The organism is Flavihumibacter profundi (assembly GCF_020076305.1).
GTDB classification, from domain to species: domain Bacteria; phylum Bacteroidota; class Bacteroidia; order Chitinophagales; family Chitinophagaceae; genus Flavihumibacter; species Flavihumibacter profundi.
The window spans coordinates 31,631-51,010 of record NZ_JAIQXE010000003.1; the positions used below are offsets into that span (position 1 = coordinate 31,631).

The following is a 19,380-nucleotide window of genomic DNA, read 5'->3' on the forward strand; positions in this document are numbered from 1 at the left end:
CAGTATGGGAAAAGCGATTCAAGCCAATATAGTGGACATACCCAACCGGAATATCTATTTCGGGGAAGTCCACCTGGATGGTGACCGGATCAGCCGCATCGTTATGCTTTCTGAAATGCCCAATACAGCCGCGAATTACATTTGTCCGGGTTTCATCGATGCGCATGTCCATATCGAAAGTTCCATGCTCGTGCCTTCTGCCTTTGCGCGGCTGGCGGTGGTCCATGGCACGGTGGGTACAATTTCCGATCCCCATGAGATCGCCAATGTGCTGGGTGTTGAAGGGGTGAGGTTCATGATAGATAATGGTGCCCGGGTGCCGTTCAAGTTTCATTTTGGCGCGCCGAGTTGCGTGCCGGCCACTGTTTTTGAAACAGCCGGTGCCAGGATCAATGCAGACGAGGTACATGACCTGCTTGAACGTGATGATATATATTACCTGAGCGAGATGATGAATTTCCCCGGTGTGCTGCACCAGGATCCCGAGGTGATGAAAAAGATCGCTGCCGCCTGGCATTTGGGCAAGCCGGTTGATGGCCATGCGCCTGGTCTCCGTGGCGAAGACGCCCGAAATTATATCGCGGCAGGCATCAGTACCGACCATGAATGTTTTACTGCAGAAGAAGCCGAGGACAAACTGGCGCACGGCATGAAGATCCTGGTGCGTGAAGGCAGTGCCGCAAAGAATTTCGAGGCCCTAGTGGAGCTGCTGAACGACCATGCTGCCAATATGATGTTCTGTTCAGATGATAAACATCCCGATAGCCTTGTGGCCGGGCATATTGACCAGCTCTGCGCGCGGGCAGTGGAACACGAAGTGGATGTATTCAAGGTGCTGCAGGCCGCCTGCGTGAACCCGGTATTGCACTACAGGATGCGGGTGGGACTGTTGCGCGAAGGCGACCCGGCAGATTTTATTATCCTGGAAGACCTGGGCAAGTTCAAGGTTTTGGAAACCTGGATAGATGGACAACTGGTGGCCGCAAACGGGAAATCACTGATCCCGCATGTGCTAACGGAACCCATTAACCGATTTGAAGCCAGTCCCCGTACGGTAGCCGATTTCAGGATCGCTGCAGATGGTGAACCACTGCCGGCCATTGAAGCACTGGACGGACAATTGATCACCCATGCCATTCCTGTTTCGAAGGAAGATTTGCTGCAGGATGAAAATGGGTGGCAGGCCAATCCCGCTAAGGACCTGCTGAAACTCTGCGTGGTTAACCGTTACCAGGATGCGCCGGTGGCGTTATGTTTTATTAAAAACTTCGGTTTGAAGCACGGGGCCATTGCCTCTTCCGTGGCCCACGATTCCCATAATATCATTGCAGTTGGCGCAGATGATGCCAGTCTATGCGAAGCCGTTAACCTGGTGATCGCCGAGCGCGGCGGGGTGAGTTGTGTAGGTCCGGATGCGTCGGCTGTATTACCCCTGCCTGTCGCCGGACTGATGAGTACCGATGATGGTTATGAAGTTGCCCGGTCTTATACGCAGATTGATGCCATGGCCAAATCCCTCGGCTCCACCCTCAACGCGCCATTCATGACGCTATCTTTTATGGCGCTGCTCGTCATTCCCGAATTAAAATTATCTGACCTCGGGTTGTTTGATGGGGTGGCATTTTCATTTCTGGCAAAAGGACATTAAGGCACTATTCACCATTCACCATTCACCATTCACTATTCACTATTCACGAAATTTTGCCTAGCTTATATTAAATATTCCAAAATATACTGCCATGAGATATATCGTTGCTGCACTGCTGCTTTTCTCTTCATCGCAATTCATACAGGCCCAGGAAACCCGGCTGCTGCGGCAACCCGACATCAGCGGACAGAAAATTGTGTTTGCCTACGCCGGTGATCTTTGGACCGTTAATAAACAGGGCGGCACCGCGCAAAGGCTGACCAGTTTTCCCGGCGTAGAATCGAACCCGAAATTTTCACCCGATGGCAAGATGGTTGCGTTCAGCGGACAGTACGGGGACAATATGGATGTTTATGTCGTGGCCACTGAAGGCGGAATACCGAAGCGGCTCACCTGGCATCCTGATTTTGATATGGTTTCAGGATGGAGCCCCGATGGCAAAGTGGTCTTCACATCCGGCCGCGACGGTGCACATGGCGGTTTTACTAAAATGTACAAAATCGGCCTGGATGGCGGGATGCCCGAGGCCCTGCCCATGCCCAGGGCTTTTCGCGGGACTTATTCACCCGACGGGAAATCATTCGCGTATGAAATGAATATCCGTTGGGATGAAGAATGGCGGAATTACCGTGGCGGCCAAAACAACCCGATCTGGGTGCTGGACCTAAAGCAGTATACGCTCAGGAAATTACCCATGGTCAACAGTCACGATATGCTGCCAGCCTGGATGGACAACAATATTTACTTCCTCTCCGATCGCGATTCGGCCATGAACCTGTACAGCTATAACACGCAAACTAACGGCCTTGAACAGCTCACATTTTTTGCCGAATATGATATCAAGAATTTATCAGCAAATAGCGGCGACCTGGTGTTTGAATATGGCGGGGACCTATATACCATGGATGTTTCATCAAAGCAATACAAGAAGGTTCCCATCGAAGTCAAAGGGGATTTCCCCTGGCTGGATCCTAAATGGGTGAGTGCGGCAGACTACCTGGCCAAAGCATCACTATCGCCAACAGGCCAGCGCGCTGTTTTTGAAGCAAGGGGGGAAATCATAACCATCCCGGTGAAAAAAGGTGATGCCCGCAACCTGACCAATTCTTCGGGAAGCCGTGAGCACGATCCCTCCTGGTCGCCCGACGGTAAAAGCATTGCCTGGTTCTCGGACGCAAGCGGTGAATATAGCCTGATGATCGCCGACCAGGATGGGCTCAGCAAACCCCGTGAGATAAAAATCCCGCATCCCACATTTTATTACTCACCGGAATGGTCACCCGATTCAAAATGGATCGCGTTCACTGACCATATCCAACAGTTATGGCTGACCGAAGTAGCAACAGGTAAAACAATCCTGGTCGATAAAGAACCCTACCTGCACCCGGAAAGGACCATCAACCCGGTTTGGTCGCCCGACTCAAAATGGATAGGATACTCCAAGCGGCTGCCCAGCCAGTACCATGTGATTATGGCCTATTCAGTTGCCCAGGCCAAAGCCATCCAGCTGACCGACGGCATGTCGGATGCGGTTTCACCGGGCTGGGATGCCAAAGGCAAATACCTCTATTTCCTGGCCAGCACAAATTTCGCCTTGTCATCGGGCTGGCTGGATATGAGTTCTTACGAAAGGCCTGTGCGCAGGTCGGCCTATATAATGGTTTTGAAAAAAGGGGAGCCATCGCCATTGCTGCCGGAAAGCGATGAAGAAAAAATAACAGCGGAGAAAAAAGACACAAAAAAAGACGACAAAAAATCCGACACTGATTCCTCAAAAGTAACCGTACAGATAGACCTGCCCGGTATCAGCCAGCGCATCCTTTCCCTGGGCCTGCCGGAAAGGAACTATGGAGAACTAAAGGCTGGCGCAGAAGGAGAAATCTTCATCAGCGAAAACGTCCAGAACCAGGAAGGCGCTACCCTGCAGAAATACACCATCAAGGAGCGCAAGGCAGAAAAATTCCTGTCACCAGTAAATTATTTCAGTCTTTCAGCCGATGGGAAAAAACTATTGTATAAATCCGCTGCTATATGGGGCATTGTAGAAACATCGGGCAAGCCCAATATTGGTGATGGCAGTTTTTCGACCAGCGGCATAACACTGAAAGTTGACCCGCGGAAGGAATGGCGGCAGATCTTCCGGGAAGGCTGGCGTTACCAGCGTGATTACCTCTATGTGAGGAATACCCATGGCGCAGACTGGAACAAAGTGTATGAGCGCTATGCGCCGCTGCTGGAACATGTTGCCCATCGCAGCGACCTTAACTACCTGCTCGACATTTTAGGCGGTGAAGTTTCCATTGGCCACTCTTTTGTGGGCGGCGGTGATTTCCCCAAAATTGACCCGGTGAAAATCGGCCTGCTGGGCGCTGACCTCGAAATAGCCAACAACCGTTACCGCATCAAAAAAATCTATACCGGTGAAAACTGGAACCCTGATTTACGGGCACCATTAAGCGCTCCCGGTGTGGATGTGAATGAAGGGGATTATATCATTTCGGTAGATGGTGATACGCTGAAGGCGGCAATGAATCCCTACAGCCTCTTTGAGAATAAAGCCAATAAGCAGGTAACCCTTAAGGTTAGTAAAAACGCCGATGGCAGCAATGCCCGCACAGCCATTGTAGTTCCGGTGGAATCAGAAAGGACACTGCGCAATTTTTACTGGGTGGAGCATAACCGGAGATTGGTTGACTCCTTATCCCATGGCCAGGTGGCTTATGTGTGGCTGCCAAACACGGGCGATGGGGGCTACAATAATTTCAACCGCTACTATTTTGCGCAGCAGGATAAGCCCGGTGTTATTATTGATGAACGCTTCAATGGCGGGGGGTCTGTGGCCGATTATTTTGTAGACATCCTCAGCCGGAAACTGCAGGGTTATTTCAATAATGTCAGCGGTGACAAAACTCCCTGGAAAGAGCCAATGACGGGCATCCTGGGCCCCAAGGTGATGATCGTGAATGAAATGGCCGGATCGGGCGGTGATATGCTGCCATACCTATTCCGGCAGATGAAAATCGGGCCGATAGTAGGCACCAAAACATGGGGCGGACTGGTGGGTATCTGGGATACGCCAGAATTGATGGACGGCGGCGGCATGACCGCGCCCCGAGGCGGGTTCTTCAACCTCGATGGCAAATGGGATGTAGAAAATATAGGTGTAACACCGGATATTACCGTTGAAATGATCCCCAAAGAGGAAATAGCAGGGCATGATCCCCAGCTGGAAAAAGCAGTGGAAACAGCCCTGAAACTATTGAAGGAAAACCCGGTGAAATTACAGCCCGAGCCTGCCGCACCTATAAGGTCGTTCAGGCCGAAGCGAAATTAAAAAAGCAGGAACTATAAAGGTTTAATCCCTAAACGGTCGCACCAGCCGAGGAACCGCGTATGGATTTCATCGAGGGTTTGCTTTTGTTGCGGGGTTAATTCCAGCGCATACGTGCGACTGATAGTGCGTATGGGCAATCCCCTTTTTTGCAAAAAGTATTTTGCACTCATGGGATATGCCTGGTGAATTATTGGATCCACTGCTGTAAGTTCCGATTGCAGCCAGGCTACATCTTCCTGCTTTGCAGGATCCAGGGCATTGTTGCACATCCAGACCAAAATCTCGGGATAGAAATTGCCTGAAATGGATGACATACCTTTCGCGCCCATCTGCAGGGAATACATCGCATTGGGGGTATGCGCATCATAAAACTCCATGTTACTGTTCGTGGCAATCTCAATTTTGGCTTTAACATTGTCCAGCAGTATGGAAGTGTCTTTATGGTATACCAGCCGGTTAGATGCCACCAGTTTTTGGAAGACTTCGGCAGTCAATATTCTTTTATAAGGCGCCGGACATTCATAGGTACCCAGGGGAATATCTCCGGTTAACCCGAACATTTTATCAAAGTTCTTTAACAACAATTCATCGGGGTCATCTACATGCGCAAAATGGCCGGTGATCATGATCGCCGCTTCAATACCCGTATCGTAGATCTTTTTCGTAAACTCGGCTTTATCTTCAATGGTTAATCCAAATGAACCGGTTGCTACTATGGGCAAACGGCCATTGACATACTTCACAATAAATGAAGTCAGTTCCAGCCTTTCATCTTCACTGATGCTGTACATTTCACTGCTGAGGCAATTGGCAAAAAAACCTTTCACACCGGCAGCTATGTAAAAATCAATCAGCTGCTGCAGCACATCGAAATCCACTTTAGCCTTCAGGTTAAAAGGCGTGATCATTACCGGAACAAATTTTTTATCTCCTGTATTCATAGACTTTGTGGTTTGAACATGGTTTTAATTTTGGGCAATAACAACCCCGTTAAGAAAATGGTCAGCGTGCCAATTACAATGATCATGTTTTTGTGCAGTATATTCCTGAGGGCGCTTTGCTCATCGGGAATCAGCGACGGGAAAGTCATCCACACGATGACGAGGATCCCTATAATGGTGGCTACAAATGCTTCAATATTATTGGTGCGGCGGCTGCTGATACCCAGCAGGAAAAGTCCGAGCATGCCAGCTGCGAAAATCCCGGATAGCTCCCACCACAAATCGAGGATACTTTTTACGCCAATCATGGCCACCCCGCAGGCAATACCGACTACACCGAAAACAAAGGTGCCGATATATAAAGAACCCATGGTTTGGCGGTCAGTCGCGTTCTTCTTAAAATACCTTTTGTAAATATCTTCCGTAAAAACCGTTGCGGAGGAATTCATGCCGCTGCTGATGGTACTCATTGCAGCAGAAAGGATCGCTGCAATAATTAACCCGACCATTCCGGTTGGAATATTCGTCACCATAAAATTCGGCATCACTTTGTCGCCATAATCAGCCGGTTTCAATGATCCTGCCAATTGCCTGATAGCATCCTGCGAAGCACCTACAGGCAATCTTTCTGCAGCCGATTGCAAACGGACAGTATCGGTTAATTCCGGATGTACCTGGTAGAAAGCGTATAAACTTGCGCCGATGATTAAAAATAACAGCGATACCGGGAGGTACATTTTTACGCAAAGCCACAATGACTTTTCGGCTTCTTTCTCGGTAGTGGTAGTAAGGTAGCGCTGTACAAAAGTCTGGTCGATCCCGAAATTATTCAGGTTGATAAAGAATCCATAGAGCAGCACCACCCAGAAGGTTGAGGTAGTGAAATCGGGTGCAAAGCTACCCAGGCTGAACTTACCATCCCTTTGGCCGATCTCGATGATATGTGAAACACCACCCGGCATTTTAGAAACAACCAGTCCAAGGATCAGCACGGCCCCCAGGGTTTTAATAATAGCCTGCACCACTTCCGTCCAGATGACGGCTTCAATACCACCCAGGACCGTATAGATAATAATAACGACCCCAACGGTGATGATAATCGCCGCCATGGAATATCCTGTGAAGGCCTGCAGGCTTAGGGCGATACCAAAAAACACGGAGCCCATCCGGGCAAACTGGGTCAGTAAAAAACAGATCACGGCATAAGTCCGGGCCCATGGGCCGAAGCGATGTTCGAAATGGGTATAAGCAGAAACTTCACCGGTTTTCCGGTAAAAGGGAATGAAATATTTTGCGCCGATCCAGGCAGCCAGGGGCATCGACAAACTAAAGACAAAAGCATTCCAGTTGCTGCCGAAAGCTTTGCCGGGAACACCCAGGAAAGTATTGCTGCTCAGGAAAGTGGCATAAATAGAGAGGCCGATCGCCCAACCCGGAATACTTCCGGAAGCCCTGGTAAACTGGTCGGCGTTCTTTCCTTTCCTGGAGAACCATAACCCGGTCAGTACCATGGCCACCATATACGCCAGGATAATAAGCAGGTCAAAAAGCGGAATATGCTTCATCATGAGGCTAGAGCGCAGGTTTTGGTTTTAATACTCATTATTTCGTTTTTTTTTATCCATTTACTGCCTGCGGATGAGTATAAAAATAAAGTTTCGTGCTCTATAACCGGAAGCGATCGCATTAACATATAAAATAAATTACTTATGACGGTTCGAAAAAAAGGTTTATCCAGGAGGAATTTTGTGAAAAACACATCGCTCGTGGCTGGTAGCGCTCTTATTTTACCACGCCACGTTCTGGGTGGGAAGGGCTTTGTAGCCCCCAGCGACAGGCTGAACATTGCAGGTATCGGCGCCGGCGGAAAGGGCAAAGATGACCTGAAGAATTTTTCCCAAAGTCCGAAAGTAAATATCGTAGCCCTTTGCGATGTAGATGAAAAAAGGGCCGGGGAATCCATTGCGCGTTTTCCCAAAGCGAAATTCTATAAGGACTTCCGGGAAATGCTCGAAAAAGAGAGGAAGAATATTGATGCTGTTTCTGTGTCAACCCCCGATAACGTGCACGCCATTGCGAGCTTAACTGCCATGCAGATGGGGAAGCACGTGTATTGCCAGAAACCATTGTGCCACGATATATATGAAGCCCGGATGATGGCTGAGGCTTCCAAAAAATACAAGGTGGTTACCCAGATGGGCAACCAGGGCGGATCCAGTGACGGCGTTCGCCAGGCCAAGGAAATGTATGATGCCGGCATGCTAGGCCAGGTGCATACAGTACAGGTTTGGACCAACAGGCCGATCTGGCCCCAGGGCATGCCAACACCTACCGGAAAATTTGAAGTGCCGAAAGAGCTGGACTGGAACCTGTGGCTCGGCCCGGCGAAACATGTCGATTACAATCCCGCTTACCATCCCTGGAGCTGGAGAGGCTGGAATGCATTTGGAACAGGCGCACTCGGTGATATGGCCTGCCATATGATGGACCCTGTTTTCCGCCTGCTACCCATTGATTTCCCCACTGAAGTAGAATGCTCCATCCCAACCAGCTGGTTGCCGAATGGCGAAGAAGCGAAATATCCCGATGGATACCCTGCAGCATCCATGATCCATTTAAAATACCCGAGAAAAGATGGCCGGGGCGATATAAAAGTATCCTGGTACGACGGCGGCTTACTGCCACAACTACCCGATGAACTGTTGCCCGGGGAATCATTCGGCGCTGATGATGGCGGTGCCCTGTTCATTGGTACCAAGGGCAAGATGATCGTTGACTGTTATGGTGAGAATCCGCGTTTGCTGCCAACCAAACTGATGGCACAAACAACGATGCCTGCAAAAACATTGCCCCGTGTTCCTGAAGGACACTACCTGCAATGGGTAAACGCCTGTATGGCTGGTTATGGCAATGCAACCACCAGTTCACCTTTTGAATATGCCGGACCATTTACGGAAAGCATCCTGATCGGCAACCTGGCTATCAGGAGCTGGAACCTGCCGAACAGCAAAAAGGTTAAAGACGACGATCCTGATTTCTTAGGCCGCATCAAATTGCTGTGGGACGCGAAGAATATGCGCATCACCAATTTTGAGGAAGCCAACCAGTTTGTTAAGCGTGAATACCGTGAAGGTTGGAAACTGCCTGTGTAGTATATTGTACTATGAAAAAAACGTTAAGCCTTCTTTGCATAGTACTATTCATTTCCACCACCCGGCTGATCGCACAGGATGAGCTATGCCAGGGTGATTACTTTACAGAACAACAGGGATATGACTTTTTACAGGGTCATATCCCTGTTTCTTTAACAGCCTGGACGGAACGGTCCGAAAAAATCAGGCAGCAGATTAAAGCGGGTATGCAACTGGAGCAGATGCCTGCGCCTGTTGGCTCGGCCCCGATCATCCATAGCCGGAAAGTAATGGATGGCTATACCGTAGAAAATGTTGCCTTTGAAAGCCTGCCCGGATTTTATGTGACGGGAAATTTGTACCGGCCACTGAAAAAAGAAAAATCATATCCGGCCGTTCTTTGTCCGCATGGACATTTCAGTAACCCCGATACCCGTTTTAACGAAAACACCCAGAAACGCTGTGCCGGCCTGGCCACAATGGGAGCCGTGGTATTTGTGTATGACATGATCGGATACGGCGATTCAAAACAAGTTACGCATACGATTGCAAAAGCGCTGAAATTACAAACGATTAACAGCATCCGCGCGCTTGATTTTTTACTTTCCTTACCAGGGGTAGATTCAAACCGCGTTGCCGTTACCGGCGAATCAGGCGGAGGAACCCAGAGTTTTATTTTAACGGCACTGGACAACCGCATTAAGGTTTCCGTGCCCTGCGTAATGGTATCAGCATATTTTTTTGGCGGCTGCGTTTGCGAAAGCGGAATGCCTATCCATAAAAAAGGGGATTACCAGACAAACAACACGGAAATCGCTGCCCTGACGGCTCCCAGGCCGATGCTGCTGATTTCCGATGGGGCCGACTGGACCAAAAACAACCCTACTACCGAGTATCCCTACCTGCAGAAAATATATGCACTCTATGGCCAGAAAGCAAGGGTTGAAAATGTACACCTGCCCAATGAAAAACATGATTATGGCCCTTCAAAAAGAAATGCCATGTATGCCTTCATGGCTAAATACCTGAAGTTGGACCTTAAGCACCTGAAAGAACCCGCGACAATATTAACACAGGCAGAACTGACTGTTTTTGACCAGCAACACCCGCTTCCTGCGAATGCTGTAAAAGGTGATGATGCAGTGATGGTATTATTATAATTACTTACCTTAAGCAATTAGTCAGCAAAAAAATAAGTTATGGCGCTCACTGCACAAAGTGTACCTGATAAATTACCTGTTAACAGGGTGACTTCGGTTGATGTTTACCGGGGTTTTGTTATGTTGCTTATGATGGGGGAAATCCTGTCATTTGAATCAGTTTCGAAAGCTTTGCCGGACAGCGGTTTCTGGAATTTCCTGGCCTTCAACCAAAGCCATGTGGAATGGACCTGGCTTTCCCTGCATGACATGATCCAGCCTTCCTTTACATTTTTAGTGGGCGTGGCATTGCCATACTCGGTAGCCAGCCGGATCAGCAAAGGAGCTTCATTCGGGAATATAATAGGACATACGATCAGGCGTTCCCTTATCCTGATATTCCTGGGGATCTTTTTGCGTTCCATGGGCTCGCACCAAACCAATTTTACTTTTGAGGATACATTAACACAGATCGGTCTTGGCTACACTTTTTTAGTGCTGCTGTCATATACTTCCCAACGCACACAATTAATCGCGCTGATCGTTATCCTTGTTGGTTATTGGCTTGCATTTGCCCTTTACCCGCTGCCGGATGCCAGTTTCAATTATGCTGCAGCAGGCGTTGAACCTAACTGGGAACATAACCTGAATGGCTTTGCGGCGCACTGGAATAAAAACACCAACCTGGCCTGGGCTTTTGACAAATGGTTTTTAAACCTGTTCCCGCGTGAAAATCCGTTCTTATATAACGGCGGTGGATATTCGACCTTAAGCTTTATCCCGACCCTTGGGACAATGATCCTGGGATCATTTGCCGGAAAGGCTTTAAAAGACAATACCAGTCAATTGCATAAACTAAAATTCTTTATAACAACAGGCCTGGCTTTACTGGTTATCGGCGCAGTACTGCAATTTACCGGTATCAACCCAATCGTAAAACGCATCTGGACACCAGCCTGGACCATCTTCAGCGGTGGTATCTGCTTTTTATTCCTGGCTTTCTTTTATGGTGTAGTAGATGTAGCCCAGAAAAAAAGCTGGTCATTCTTCCTGATGGTGATCGGCATGAATTCCATTGCGGCTTATGTTTTGGCTGATGGTGGAATGCGTGATTTTATTGCCAGGTCCCTGTACATACACCTGGGGCCAACCTATGACCAGTTATTCGGTATGCCTTATGCTACACTTGTAAAAGGCTTGCTGACCTTGTTTTTCCTATGGCTGATCCTTTACTGGATGTATAAGAAAAAGCTTTTTATCAGGATCTAGAACTTACCAGAAATATATTCATTGAAAAAGACCCTGCTGTTTGTATGGTTTGCACTTGGGATAGCCGTGGCAGCTTCTGCCCAGGAAAAAGAACTGCCCCTTCCGGGGGAAGTATTTTCTGTTGCAGGTTCCACAGCTTTCCTGATACTGCCTGAAAAGAAAACTACGGATCGCAGTCCTGTGCCATGGGTCTGGTATGCGCCAACCCTTCCCGGGCTTCCTGCAAAAGAAGAGCTGTGGATGTTCAGGCAATTTTTAGCTGCTGGCATCGCCATTGCCGGTATTGATGTGGGAGAATCAATGGGCAACAAAGCCGGCAGGAAAACCTACACTGCATTATATAATGAGCTGGTAAAAAAAAGGCATTTCTCCGCGCATCCTGTTTTACTGGCACGAAGCCGCGGCGGACTGATGTTATATAACTGGGCGGTTGAGCATCCTCAGGAAGTTGGGGCCATCGCCGGCATCTACCCTGTTGGTGATTTGTCTTCCTATCCCGGATTAGAAAAAGCAGCTATTGCTTACGGTTGGCCTTTGAAAAAAATGAAACGGAAGTTAGCCGGTAATAATCCCGTTAACCGTGTTAAACCATTAGCCAAAGCGCGGGTGCCCATATTGCATTTGCATGGTGATGTGGATGAACTGGTGCCCCTGGCGCAAAACTCCGGCGCAATAGCAGCGGAGTACAAAAAATACGGCGGGCCAATGACCCTCCTGGTCCAGAAAGGCCAGGGCCATAATATGTGGGAAGGTTTTTTCCAGTCGCAGGAACTGGTTGATTTTGTGATCAGCAATGCACTGAAAAAACCTTAGAAAGTATACTCATATTTTTTGCCGGGCTCTGTGTTAAAATCATAGTCCACCGTTTTCCGTGGCGCCGGGTTTTTCAGTTTCGCTTTCCTTGAGATAACCGGGTCCTGGAAAAGTGGCACAGTGTAAAAAGGATTCGGGTTATTGCCACCAGGATTATTGGCGATCTCCCTTGAACCCGGTAAGACCAATGGTTCATAGGAACGGATACGGCAATACCCCCCGAGACCGGAGTAGACCACCAGTTTTTTTAGTTTACCCTTTTGCCAGGCCATATCGATCGTGAATCCGCCCCTGGCTTTCAGTCCTTTTACTTCACCATTTTCCCAGGCATCAGGTAAGGCCGGCAGTACATGGATCGCACCATCCTGCGATTGCAGCAGCATTTCCGCGATACCTGCCGTGCAGCCAAAATTGCCATCAATCTGGAAAGGCGGATGCGCGTCGAAAAGATTGGGGTAAGTGCCGCCACCTTCCTTGTTACTGTCAACCGGGCTCAGCTGGTCGGTAATGAGTTTAAAAGCATGGTTGCCATCCAGTAAGCGGGCCCAGCAATTGACTTTCCAACCCATGGACCAGCCCGTAGATACATCACCCCGGTAGACCAGTGAATTCCTGGCTGCTTCAAACAATTCAGGGTGACGATACGGTGAAATCAGGTTGCCAGGATACAAGCCCCACAAGTGCGAAATATGGCGGTGTTTGTCATTAGGGTCATCCCAGTCCTGCATCCATTCCTGCAACTGGCTGTACTGCCCGATTTGCATAGGCGCCAGTCCACCGATTTTCTGCTGCAACTTTTTTACCAGTTCAGGATCTGTGTCCAGGATTTGCGCAGCCCGGATGGTATTGGAAAAGAGGGAGAAAACAAGCTGGTTATCCATTGTTGTGCCAGCTGAAATACTGAAGCCCTGGTGCGCGTTTTCGGGTGAGGCTGAAGGTGAGACCACCCACCAGCCGGTGGTGGGATCTTTAAACAAAACGTCCAGGAAAAATTCACAGGAACCCTTCATGGCTGGAAACACATCAGCCAGGAATTTCCTGTCGCCATTGAACAAATATTTTTCCCACAGGTGCTGGCATAACCAGGCACCACCGGTGGGCCAAACGCCCCATGGGCCATCGATTGCGCCCGTCATGCGCCAGAGGTCTGTATTGTGGTGCAGCACCCAACCTTTGGCGCCGTACATGGTTTGCGCGGATGATTGTCCGCTTACCGATAAGTCTTTCACCATCTGCACCAGCGGTTCCTGCATCTCCGTTAAATTGGTCAGTTCTGCCGGCCAGTAATTCATTTCGGTGTTAATGTTGGTAGTGTATTTACTTCCCCATGGCGGATCAACATGCGGGTTCCAGATGCCCTGCAGGTTAGCCGGCTGTCCGCCTGGTTGCGAACAGGAAATCAGGAGATAGCGCCCGAACTGGAAATACAGGCTCACCAGTTGCGGGTCATTGCCATTGCCAAATTGTTTGATGCGTTCATTGGTAGGAAGTGTGATCGCATTAGATGAGCCGAGGTTTAAAGAGACGCGGTTAAAGAATTGCTGGTAGTATTTGATATGGTCATTCAGAGCTGTTGCGTAAGGTTTCTTTTCTGCCTTAACCATTTGCGCGGTTGCCAATGCATTCGGGTCGCCAAAAAGGACCTGGTAATTTTTAAAGTTGGTGGCCATGGTAAGGTAGATGGTCACGCTATTCGCATCCTTTACAACCAGGGTTGTATCCTGAGCCTTGACCGTCCCGCCTTCGGCCTTGATATCGAGGTTGGCCTGGACTTTTACAAAACCGGGTATACCGGCATGTTCCGGACCAGTTGCAGCAAGCGCCAGGGAATGTGTTCCTGTATTCCTGGAAGAACCTTGCTGTGGTGTTTTCATGGAAGCGGTGAAGCTGATGCTTTTGGGTTTACTGGCAGTAAGCCTCACCATGATGGCGTTATCCGGAAAGGATGAAAATATTTCGCGCGTGTAAATAATGCCGTTAGCAGTATAGGTCGTTTTGGTTACAGCCCGCTGGATATCCAGTTCACGGCGGAAACTGGTAAACTGGTCGTGACCTTCAAACTTCAGGTAGAGATCACCAACCGGCTGGAAAGGCATGCCATGCACTTTCTCTGCTACAAAATTATTGCTGGCCATTTGTTCGGCTTCCTTGTACTTCCCGGCAGCAATCAGTTGCTGGATTTGCTGGAGTGCAGCTTTGCCGCCTTTCGGGTTAGCATTGGTATATGGACTACCGGCCCAGAAATCATCTTTGTTCAACTGCAGGTGTTCAAGTGCGGGATTGCCAAATACCATTGCAGCGATATGACCGTTACCGATGGGCAATGCTTCCTCCCATGTGCTTGCGGGTTTGTCGTACCAAAGGGTCATTGGGTTGGACTGTGCCAGGGCCTGAATAAAAGAACTGGCCACCAGCAACAATAAGAGCAAAAATTTTTTAGAGCAAGTCATATTGAAAATTTAATAATCAACTTTATAATCCTTACGGGCATGTTCACCCTGCCAGATTCTTTTGGAAGTCCAGTCAGCGGGCGGGTCTGTCCAGAACCGGTTCGATGCAGGCAAGCCAAGCGGGAGGAATCCCACTGTGCACAAATATAGGCTGCCAGTGCTGGTATAGGTATCCGCCAGTTCAGGCTGGTGGCCTACAAAGCCCAGTTGCAGCCAGCCGTTTGCAGAAAAAGTACCCGCATGGTCAAAAATATTATGCGCCACTTTGGTTAAGGCGCAGCGCACTTGTGCAGGCTCGATAAAGCCGGGCATTTTTTCCATCAGGGCCACTTGTCCCAATGCCTGGAAAGCCGCATTGCGGTAAGCCATGGACCGGCCCATCACGGTGAAATATCCTTCGGGTGAAATTGCCCTCTCCTGCCACTCGGCATAACGAACCATTCTTTTGATGGCAAGGTCATATTCGGGTTGCTGCACCATTTTCTTATCAACCATTACAGCCAGCATATCCACCAGCATTGGATGGATCACGAAGGAATTATAGTAATCCATCGCAAACTTATCACCATCACTATACCAGCCATCGCCCACATACCATTCCCTGAATTTCCGGTAAGCAATATCAATACGGGCAGGGTCATACGAAGCGCCGGTCTTCGCGAGGAAGGCTTCGGTAATGCCGGCAAACAGGAGCCAGTTGTTATAGCCTGCTTTACGGTCCCTGAGGGACTGGAATTCTGTTATAAAACGTTTTTGGGTAACCGAATCCAGTGCTGACCAGAGGTTAGGCGCACGCAGGAAAGCCTGTGCCAAAAAAGCTGCGTCAACAATCGGTTGCTGTTCGGTGCGGAAGTTGAGGTAATCGGGATTAGCAGGATCTACCGCATGCGGCAATCCCTGCAGCACCAGGCTTCGCAGGTTCTTACGTTGTAGGCCTTCAGGGGTGTTATCATCAGGCAATGCAAGCCAGGGGGCGATGCCAGCCATCGTCCTGCCAACAGCTTCCAGGTAGGTAACAGCTTTCACATTCCCGCCATAACCCGGTCCCAGTTCAAGCGGCATATTTTGTTTCAGGGTACCAGCAGCCAGGTTCTGCATAACCGGGTATGCAATTTTATACAAGGTTTCTACCCAATATTTACGGTCTGCTGCACCAGTGCCTTGAGCTGGTGATCCAACTGCAAAACACAGCAACATCAGTAGTGTAATGAGGTATTTCATGTAATTTGAATTTATTGCACCACTGCAGCCGGGCGGACTTCGGTGCCGACTGTTTTGGTTAAGCCATCACCGAGGGCCTGCCGGTATTTATCAGCGATAGCACTAAGCTGTTGAACAACTTCAGGATACTGCTCCTTCAGGTCGCGGTCTTCACCCGGGTCCCTGTACAAATTATAGAGTGCAAGCTTCACGGTATCGGTACCATATTTACCCGGGAAGCCATCGCGGCCAATGGTTGCGGGTGGACCATAGGTTTGGGAGGTAGCGGGGAAGACCAGTTTCCATTGCCCTTTGCGGATCGCTTTCAGGTTATTGCGGTCGTAGTAATAAGCAAACTCATCGCGCGCAATATAATTTTCATCGCCCAGGATCAGTTTACTAAAATCAAGGCCATCAATTTTGTTAGCAGGCATTTTGGCCTGGCATAAGTCCACCAGGGTTGGTAGTATATCCATGGTAGTGAGTAACCGGGAGGAAACCGTGCCGGCTTTTATTTTCCCCGGCCAGCTGATGATAGCCGGCACTTTCAGGCCACCGTCCCAGGCTGTGCCCTTCCCTTCACGTAATCCACCTGTATTTCCGGCATGGTTGCCGAATATGAGCCAGGGACCATTATCACTGGTAAAGATGACGATGGTATTATCCTGGATATGATTGGCCTGAATGGCCTTCACTACTTCACCAACAGACCAGTCGACCTCTTCCATAACGTCGCCAAATAAACCTGCACCGCTTTTCCCCTTAAAAGCATTAGAAGCCGCAATAGGCACATGTACCATGGAATGCGCGAGGTACAGGAAGAAAGGCTTCCTTTTATTTTTATTGATAAACGCTACCGCCCTTTCCGTATACAGTTTCGTCAGGGTAGATTGGTCCTCTAAGGTTTTCAGTGTTCTGATGGTGTTATTCCCTTCAATAAGAGGCAGCGGTGGGTAGGTAGAGCGGTAATTGGTGGTATCGGTATAAGGCGTGCCGTCATAATATACCGGCCACATATCGTTGGAATAAGGGAGCCCGAGATATTCATCAAAGCCATGCTGCAAAGGCAGGAAAGGAACATGGTTACCCAGGTGCCATTTACCCACCATGCCGGTTGCATAACCACGGGCTTTCAGCAATTCAGCAATTGTTTCTTCATTTGGGTTCAACGCGATTTTACTGTTATGGTCCAAGGCGCCGGAAATCCCAATGCGGGTTGGATAACAACCCGTGAGCAAGGCGCTCCGAGAGGCACTGCAAACGGCCTGTGCGGCATAGAAATTAGTGAGTCGCATACCCTGGTTGGCAAGTGCATCAATATTCGGTGTTTTATAAGGCCCGCCGCCATAGCAAACCGGGTCACCATAGCCCATGTCATCCATGAAGATGATGACAACGTTGGGAGAAGAAGGGGTTTCTGTTTTAGGTTTAATATGCAAATGTTTAGCTGAAAAAGCCAGTAAACCAATACTACCTGTCAGCACAATGCCAAGAGTCAGTTTTATAGATTTTATCATGAACTAAAGATTATTCATCTTAAAGAATGTTTCTCCCTTTATCTTAATTTCCTTGCTGCCCATATTTTCAATGCTAATGTTTTTTCCCAATACATCACCAATTATAATATTCTTCCCGATCTCCACATTTTTACAGGCGTTAAAACTAAGCCCGGACTTCCGGGTATGGAATGGCGTAAACTGGTTACTGCGTTCAATGGTGTTATTGCTGAAAACCAATCCATCTACAGAAAGCGCATACAGGATCGGGTAATCGAAGGGATGGAATTTGTTGCCGGTGATTTTAATATTCCTATGGTAACAAGGCGCTTTCAAATCCATTTTGGGAATCTCGGGCATGATGGAAATAATCCCTTCACAAAACTGGTAATTGGAGGTGAGGCAGGGCGCCTGGAAATCATTGCCCCTGATGGTAACATCGCGCACGCCTCCGGTTTCATACCAATAGTTAGCATCACCTGCAATCAGGATGGCCGACCCGCTGGATGAGAAAATATTGTTTTCAATAAGCACTTTCCCGGGGGTTGATACCAGTATTCCCCTTGCGCGGTTACTTTTAAAGCGGCTATTCGTTATTGTTACATCAGGCACCCAGGTAAGGTTTTCCAGTGCGTCTCCTTCCGTGATTGATGCAGGAACTGAAGCTTCAAATTCCACTTCAAAGGTTTCATTGGTTAACCGGGTAAAAGTCTTAACCAGGCCATTGGCAATGGTAGTCATACCGGCATTTTCAATGAACCCGACCTTTTCACCCGTTCTTGCCCAGGTCATGCCAACACTTTGCTTTTCCATGAACTGGCAAAGGAGTTTCTGGTCATTGATCCTTTTGATGATCCTTACACTGGTGCCATGCACATTAATAGGATCATCCATCAATCCTTCAAATTCACAATCATCCACCACAATAGTACCCTTGCAATTAGAGTAATGGAAGCCATCATCATGCCCGCTCAGGAACCTGCCCTTTGCGGTATTCGGTCCTACCAAAACACTATGCATAACCAGGTTGGAACTGTATTGCGATAAAACCCCGAGCCCGGCAGTATGGTAAATTTTCAGGTTATCCAGGGTGACATGGTCACTCTCCAGGATGAATATCCCGGCATGGTCGCGTTCGCTGTGACGCAGCACCAGTATATTTCCCGGTTTGGGTTTTCGGGCAAAGTCATAAAGAAGACGAACCTGTCCGGGTGCTATTGCTTTAGCGGTATACTGATCCCAGTTACTGCCAAGGCAGGGTTGATCGCCGGTACCCTGTGCAATCAGGCGGGTCTGGCTGTCAAATTCCATCACGCCCCACCACTCGCTTTTCCAGCCCTCACCGACAAAAACCAGCTTACCATTTTCAATGATATAAGGTGATTCAACATAGTTCACCTGGATATCAATATACTGTGGTGTTACCTGGAGAATTTTAGCCTGCGCAGTTAATGGGATATCCCAATCGACCTGCAGGTTTTTGATGGTGATGTGGTCAGACTCTTCAACGGTAAATGGCTGGATACGGTCGTGCATGATGAAGTCTGATCCATTGCCATCGATGGTCAGTTGTTTGAACTGGCCGATCAGTATCGCCAGTCGCTTGGGGTTATTATCTGTAGTATTCGACTCAAAATAAGTCTTCTCAAAACTGTACTGGGGCCAGAAATCATAGCGTCCTTTCGGGAATACCAGGACCGGCTTTTTAACTTCGCGGCATTTTTCCAGGGCTTTAATAATATACGGGGTTGCATTAATACGCGAATCCGGTGACAATCCGAAAGAACTGACCAGGACAGTATCCTGCGAATGGGCAACAAAAGGAGCAGACAAAATTGAGATTCCACCAAGCAGAACCAGGGTTAGAAGTTTCATAGCTGGCAATTTATCAATTCTGGCGCAAAACAATAAAGCGACTATTCTTCCCTGCTGATAAAAATCATGTTTATTCTTAAAAAA

At 48.6% G+C, this 19,380-nt stretch carries 12 protein-coding genes; 6 read left to right on the forward strand and 6 right to left on the reverse strand.

Annotated elements, in window-relative coordinates:
• The first annotated feature begins 4 nt into the window (after window positions 1-4).
• Window positions 5-1,648 (forward strand): adenine deaminase, encoded by a 1,644-nt coding sequence (gene ade / locus LAQ65_RS14815; RefSeq protein WP_224117772.1) that lies wholly within the window; start codon window positions 5-7, stop codon window positions 1,646-1,648.
• A 91-nt stretch (window positions 1,649-1,739) separates the two neighbouring features.
• Window positions 1,740-4,982, forward strand: coding sequence for a S41 family peptidase (locus LAQ65_RS14820; RefSeq protein WP_224117773.1), 3,243 nt, complete (start codon window positions 1,740-1,742; stop codon window positions 4,980-4,982).
• An 11-nt stretch (window positions 4,983-4,993) separates the two neighbouring features.
• On the opposite strand, the gene LAQ65_RS14825 is transcribed toward LAQ65_RS14820, so the two are convergent.
• Both LAQ65_RS14825 and LAQ65_RS14830 read right to left on the reverse strand, forming a co-directional pair.
• A complete protein-coding gene (locus LAQ65_RS14825) occupies window positions 4,994-5,923 on the reverse strand; it encodes a dihydrodipicolinate synthase family protein (protein WP_224117774.1) in 930 nt (309 codons plus the stop codon).
• Window positions 5,920-7,491, reverse strand: a complete 1,572-nt coding sequence (locus tag LAQ65_RS14830; RefSeq protein WP_224117775.1) for a sodium:solute symporter — start codon at window positions 7,489-7,491, stop codon at window positions 5,920-5,922. The genes LAQ65_RS14825 and LAQ65_RS14830 overlap by 4 nt, the downstream gene beginning before the upstream one ends.
• 141 nt (window positions 7,492-7,632) lie before the next feature.
• On the opposite strand from LAQ65_RS14830, the gene LAQ65_RS14835 reads away from it, so the two are divergent.
• Genes LAQ65_RS14835 through LAQ65_RS14850 form a run of 4 tightly spaced genes read left to right on the forward strand, consistent with a single transcriptional unit; the run spans window position 7,633 to window position 12,275 of the window.
• The gene (locus LAQ65_RS14835) at window positions 7,633-9,075 is read left to right on the forward strand and encodes a Gfo/Idh/MocA family protein (protein ID WP_224117776.1); all 1,443 of its coding nucleotides are present in this window, start codon (window positions 7,633-7,635) and stop codon (window positions 9,073-9,075) included.
• Window positions 9,076-9,086: 11 nt separating this feature from the next.
• The gene (locus tag LAQ65_RS14840; RefSeq protein ID WP_224117777.1) at window positions 9,087-10,214 is read left to right on the forward strand and encodes an alpha/beta hydrolase family protein; all 1,128 of its coding nucleotides are present in this window, start codon (window positions 9,087-9,089) and stop codon (window positions 10,212-10,214) included.
• A 39-nt stretch (window positions 10,215-10,253) separates the two neighbouring features.
• Window positions 10,254-11,462: an acyltransferase family protein gene (locus LAQ65_RS14845; protein WP_224117778.1), complete on the forward strand. Its 1,209-nt coding sequence runs from the start codon at window positions 10,254-10,256 to the stop codon at window positions 11,460-11,462.
• 21 nt (window positions 11,463-11,483) lie between these two features.
• A complete protein-coding gene (locus tag LAQ65_RS14850) occupies window positions 11,484-12,275 on the forward strand; it encodes an alpha/beta hydrolase family protein (RefSeq protein ID WP_224117779.1) in 792 nt (263 codons plus the stop codon).
• Here the strand turns inward: LAQ65_RS14850 and LAQ65_RS14855 are convergent.
• The 4 genes from LAQ65_RS14855 to LAQ65_RS14870 are packed head-to-tail and all read right to left on the reverse strand — an operon-like array spanning window position 12,272 to window position 19,296.
• On the reverse strand, window positions 12,272-14,725 hold the full coding sequence (locus LAQ65_RS14855; protein ID WP_224117780.1) for a glycoside hydrolase family 95 protein: 2,454 nt from the start codon (window positions 14,723-14,725) through the stop codon (window positions 12,272-12,274). The two genes, LAQ65_RS14850 and LAQ65_RS14855, sit on opposite strands and share 4 nt — an antisense overlap.
• Before the next feature lie 9 nt (window positions 14,726-14,734).
• Window positions 14,735-15,946, reverse strand: a complete 1,212-nt coding sequence (locus LAQ65_RS14860; RefSeq protein ID WP_224117781.1) for a DUF2264 domain-containing protein — start codon at window positions 15,944-15,946, stop codon at window positions 14,735-14,737.
• Window positions 15,947-15,957: 11 nt separating this feature from the next.
• Window positions 15,958-17,442, reverse strand: a complete 1,485-nt coding sequence (locus LAQ65_RS14865; protein WP_224117782.1) for a sulfatase family protein — start codon at window positions 17,440-17,442, stop codon at window positions 15,958-15,960.
• Window positions 17,443-17,445: 3 nt separating this feature from the next.
• A complete protein-coding gene (locus LAQ65_RS14870) occupies window positions 17,446-19,296 on the reverse strand; it encodes a right-handed parallel beta-helix repeat-containing protein (protein ID WP_224117783.1) in 1,851 nt (616 codons plus the stop codon).
• Window positions 19,297-19,380 lie beyond the last annotated feature (84 nt).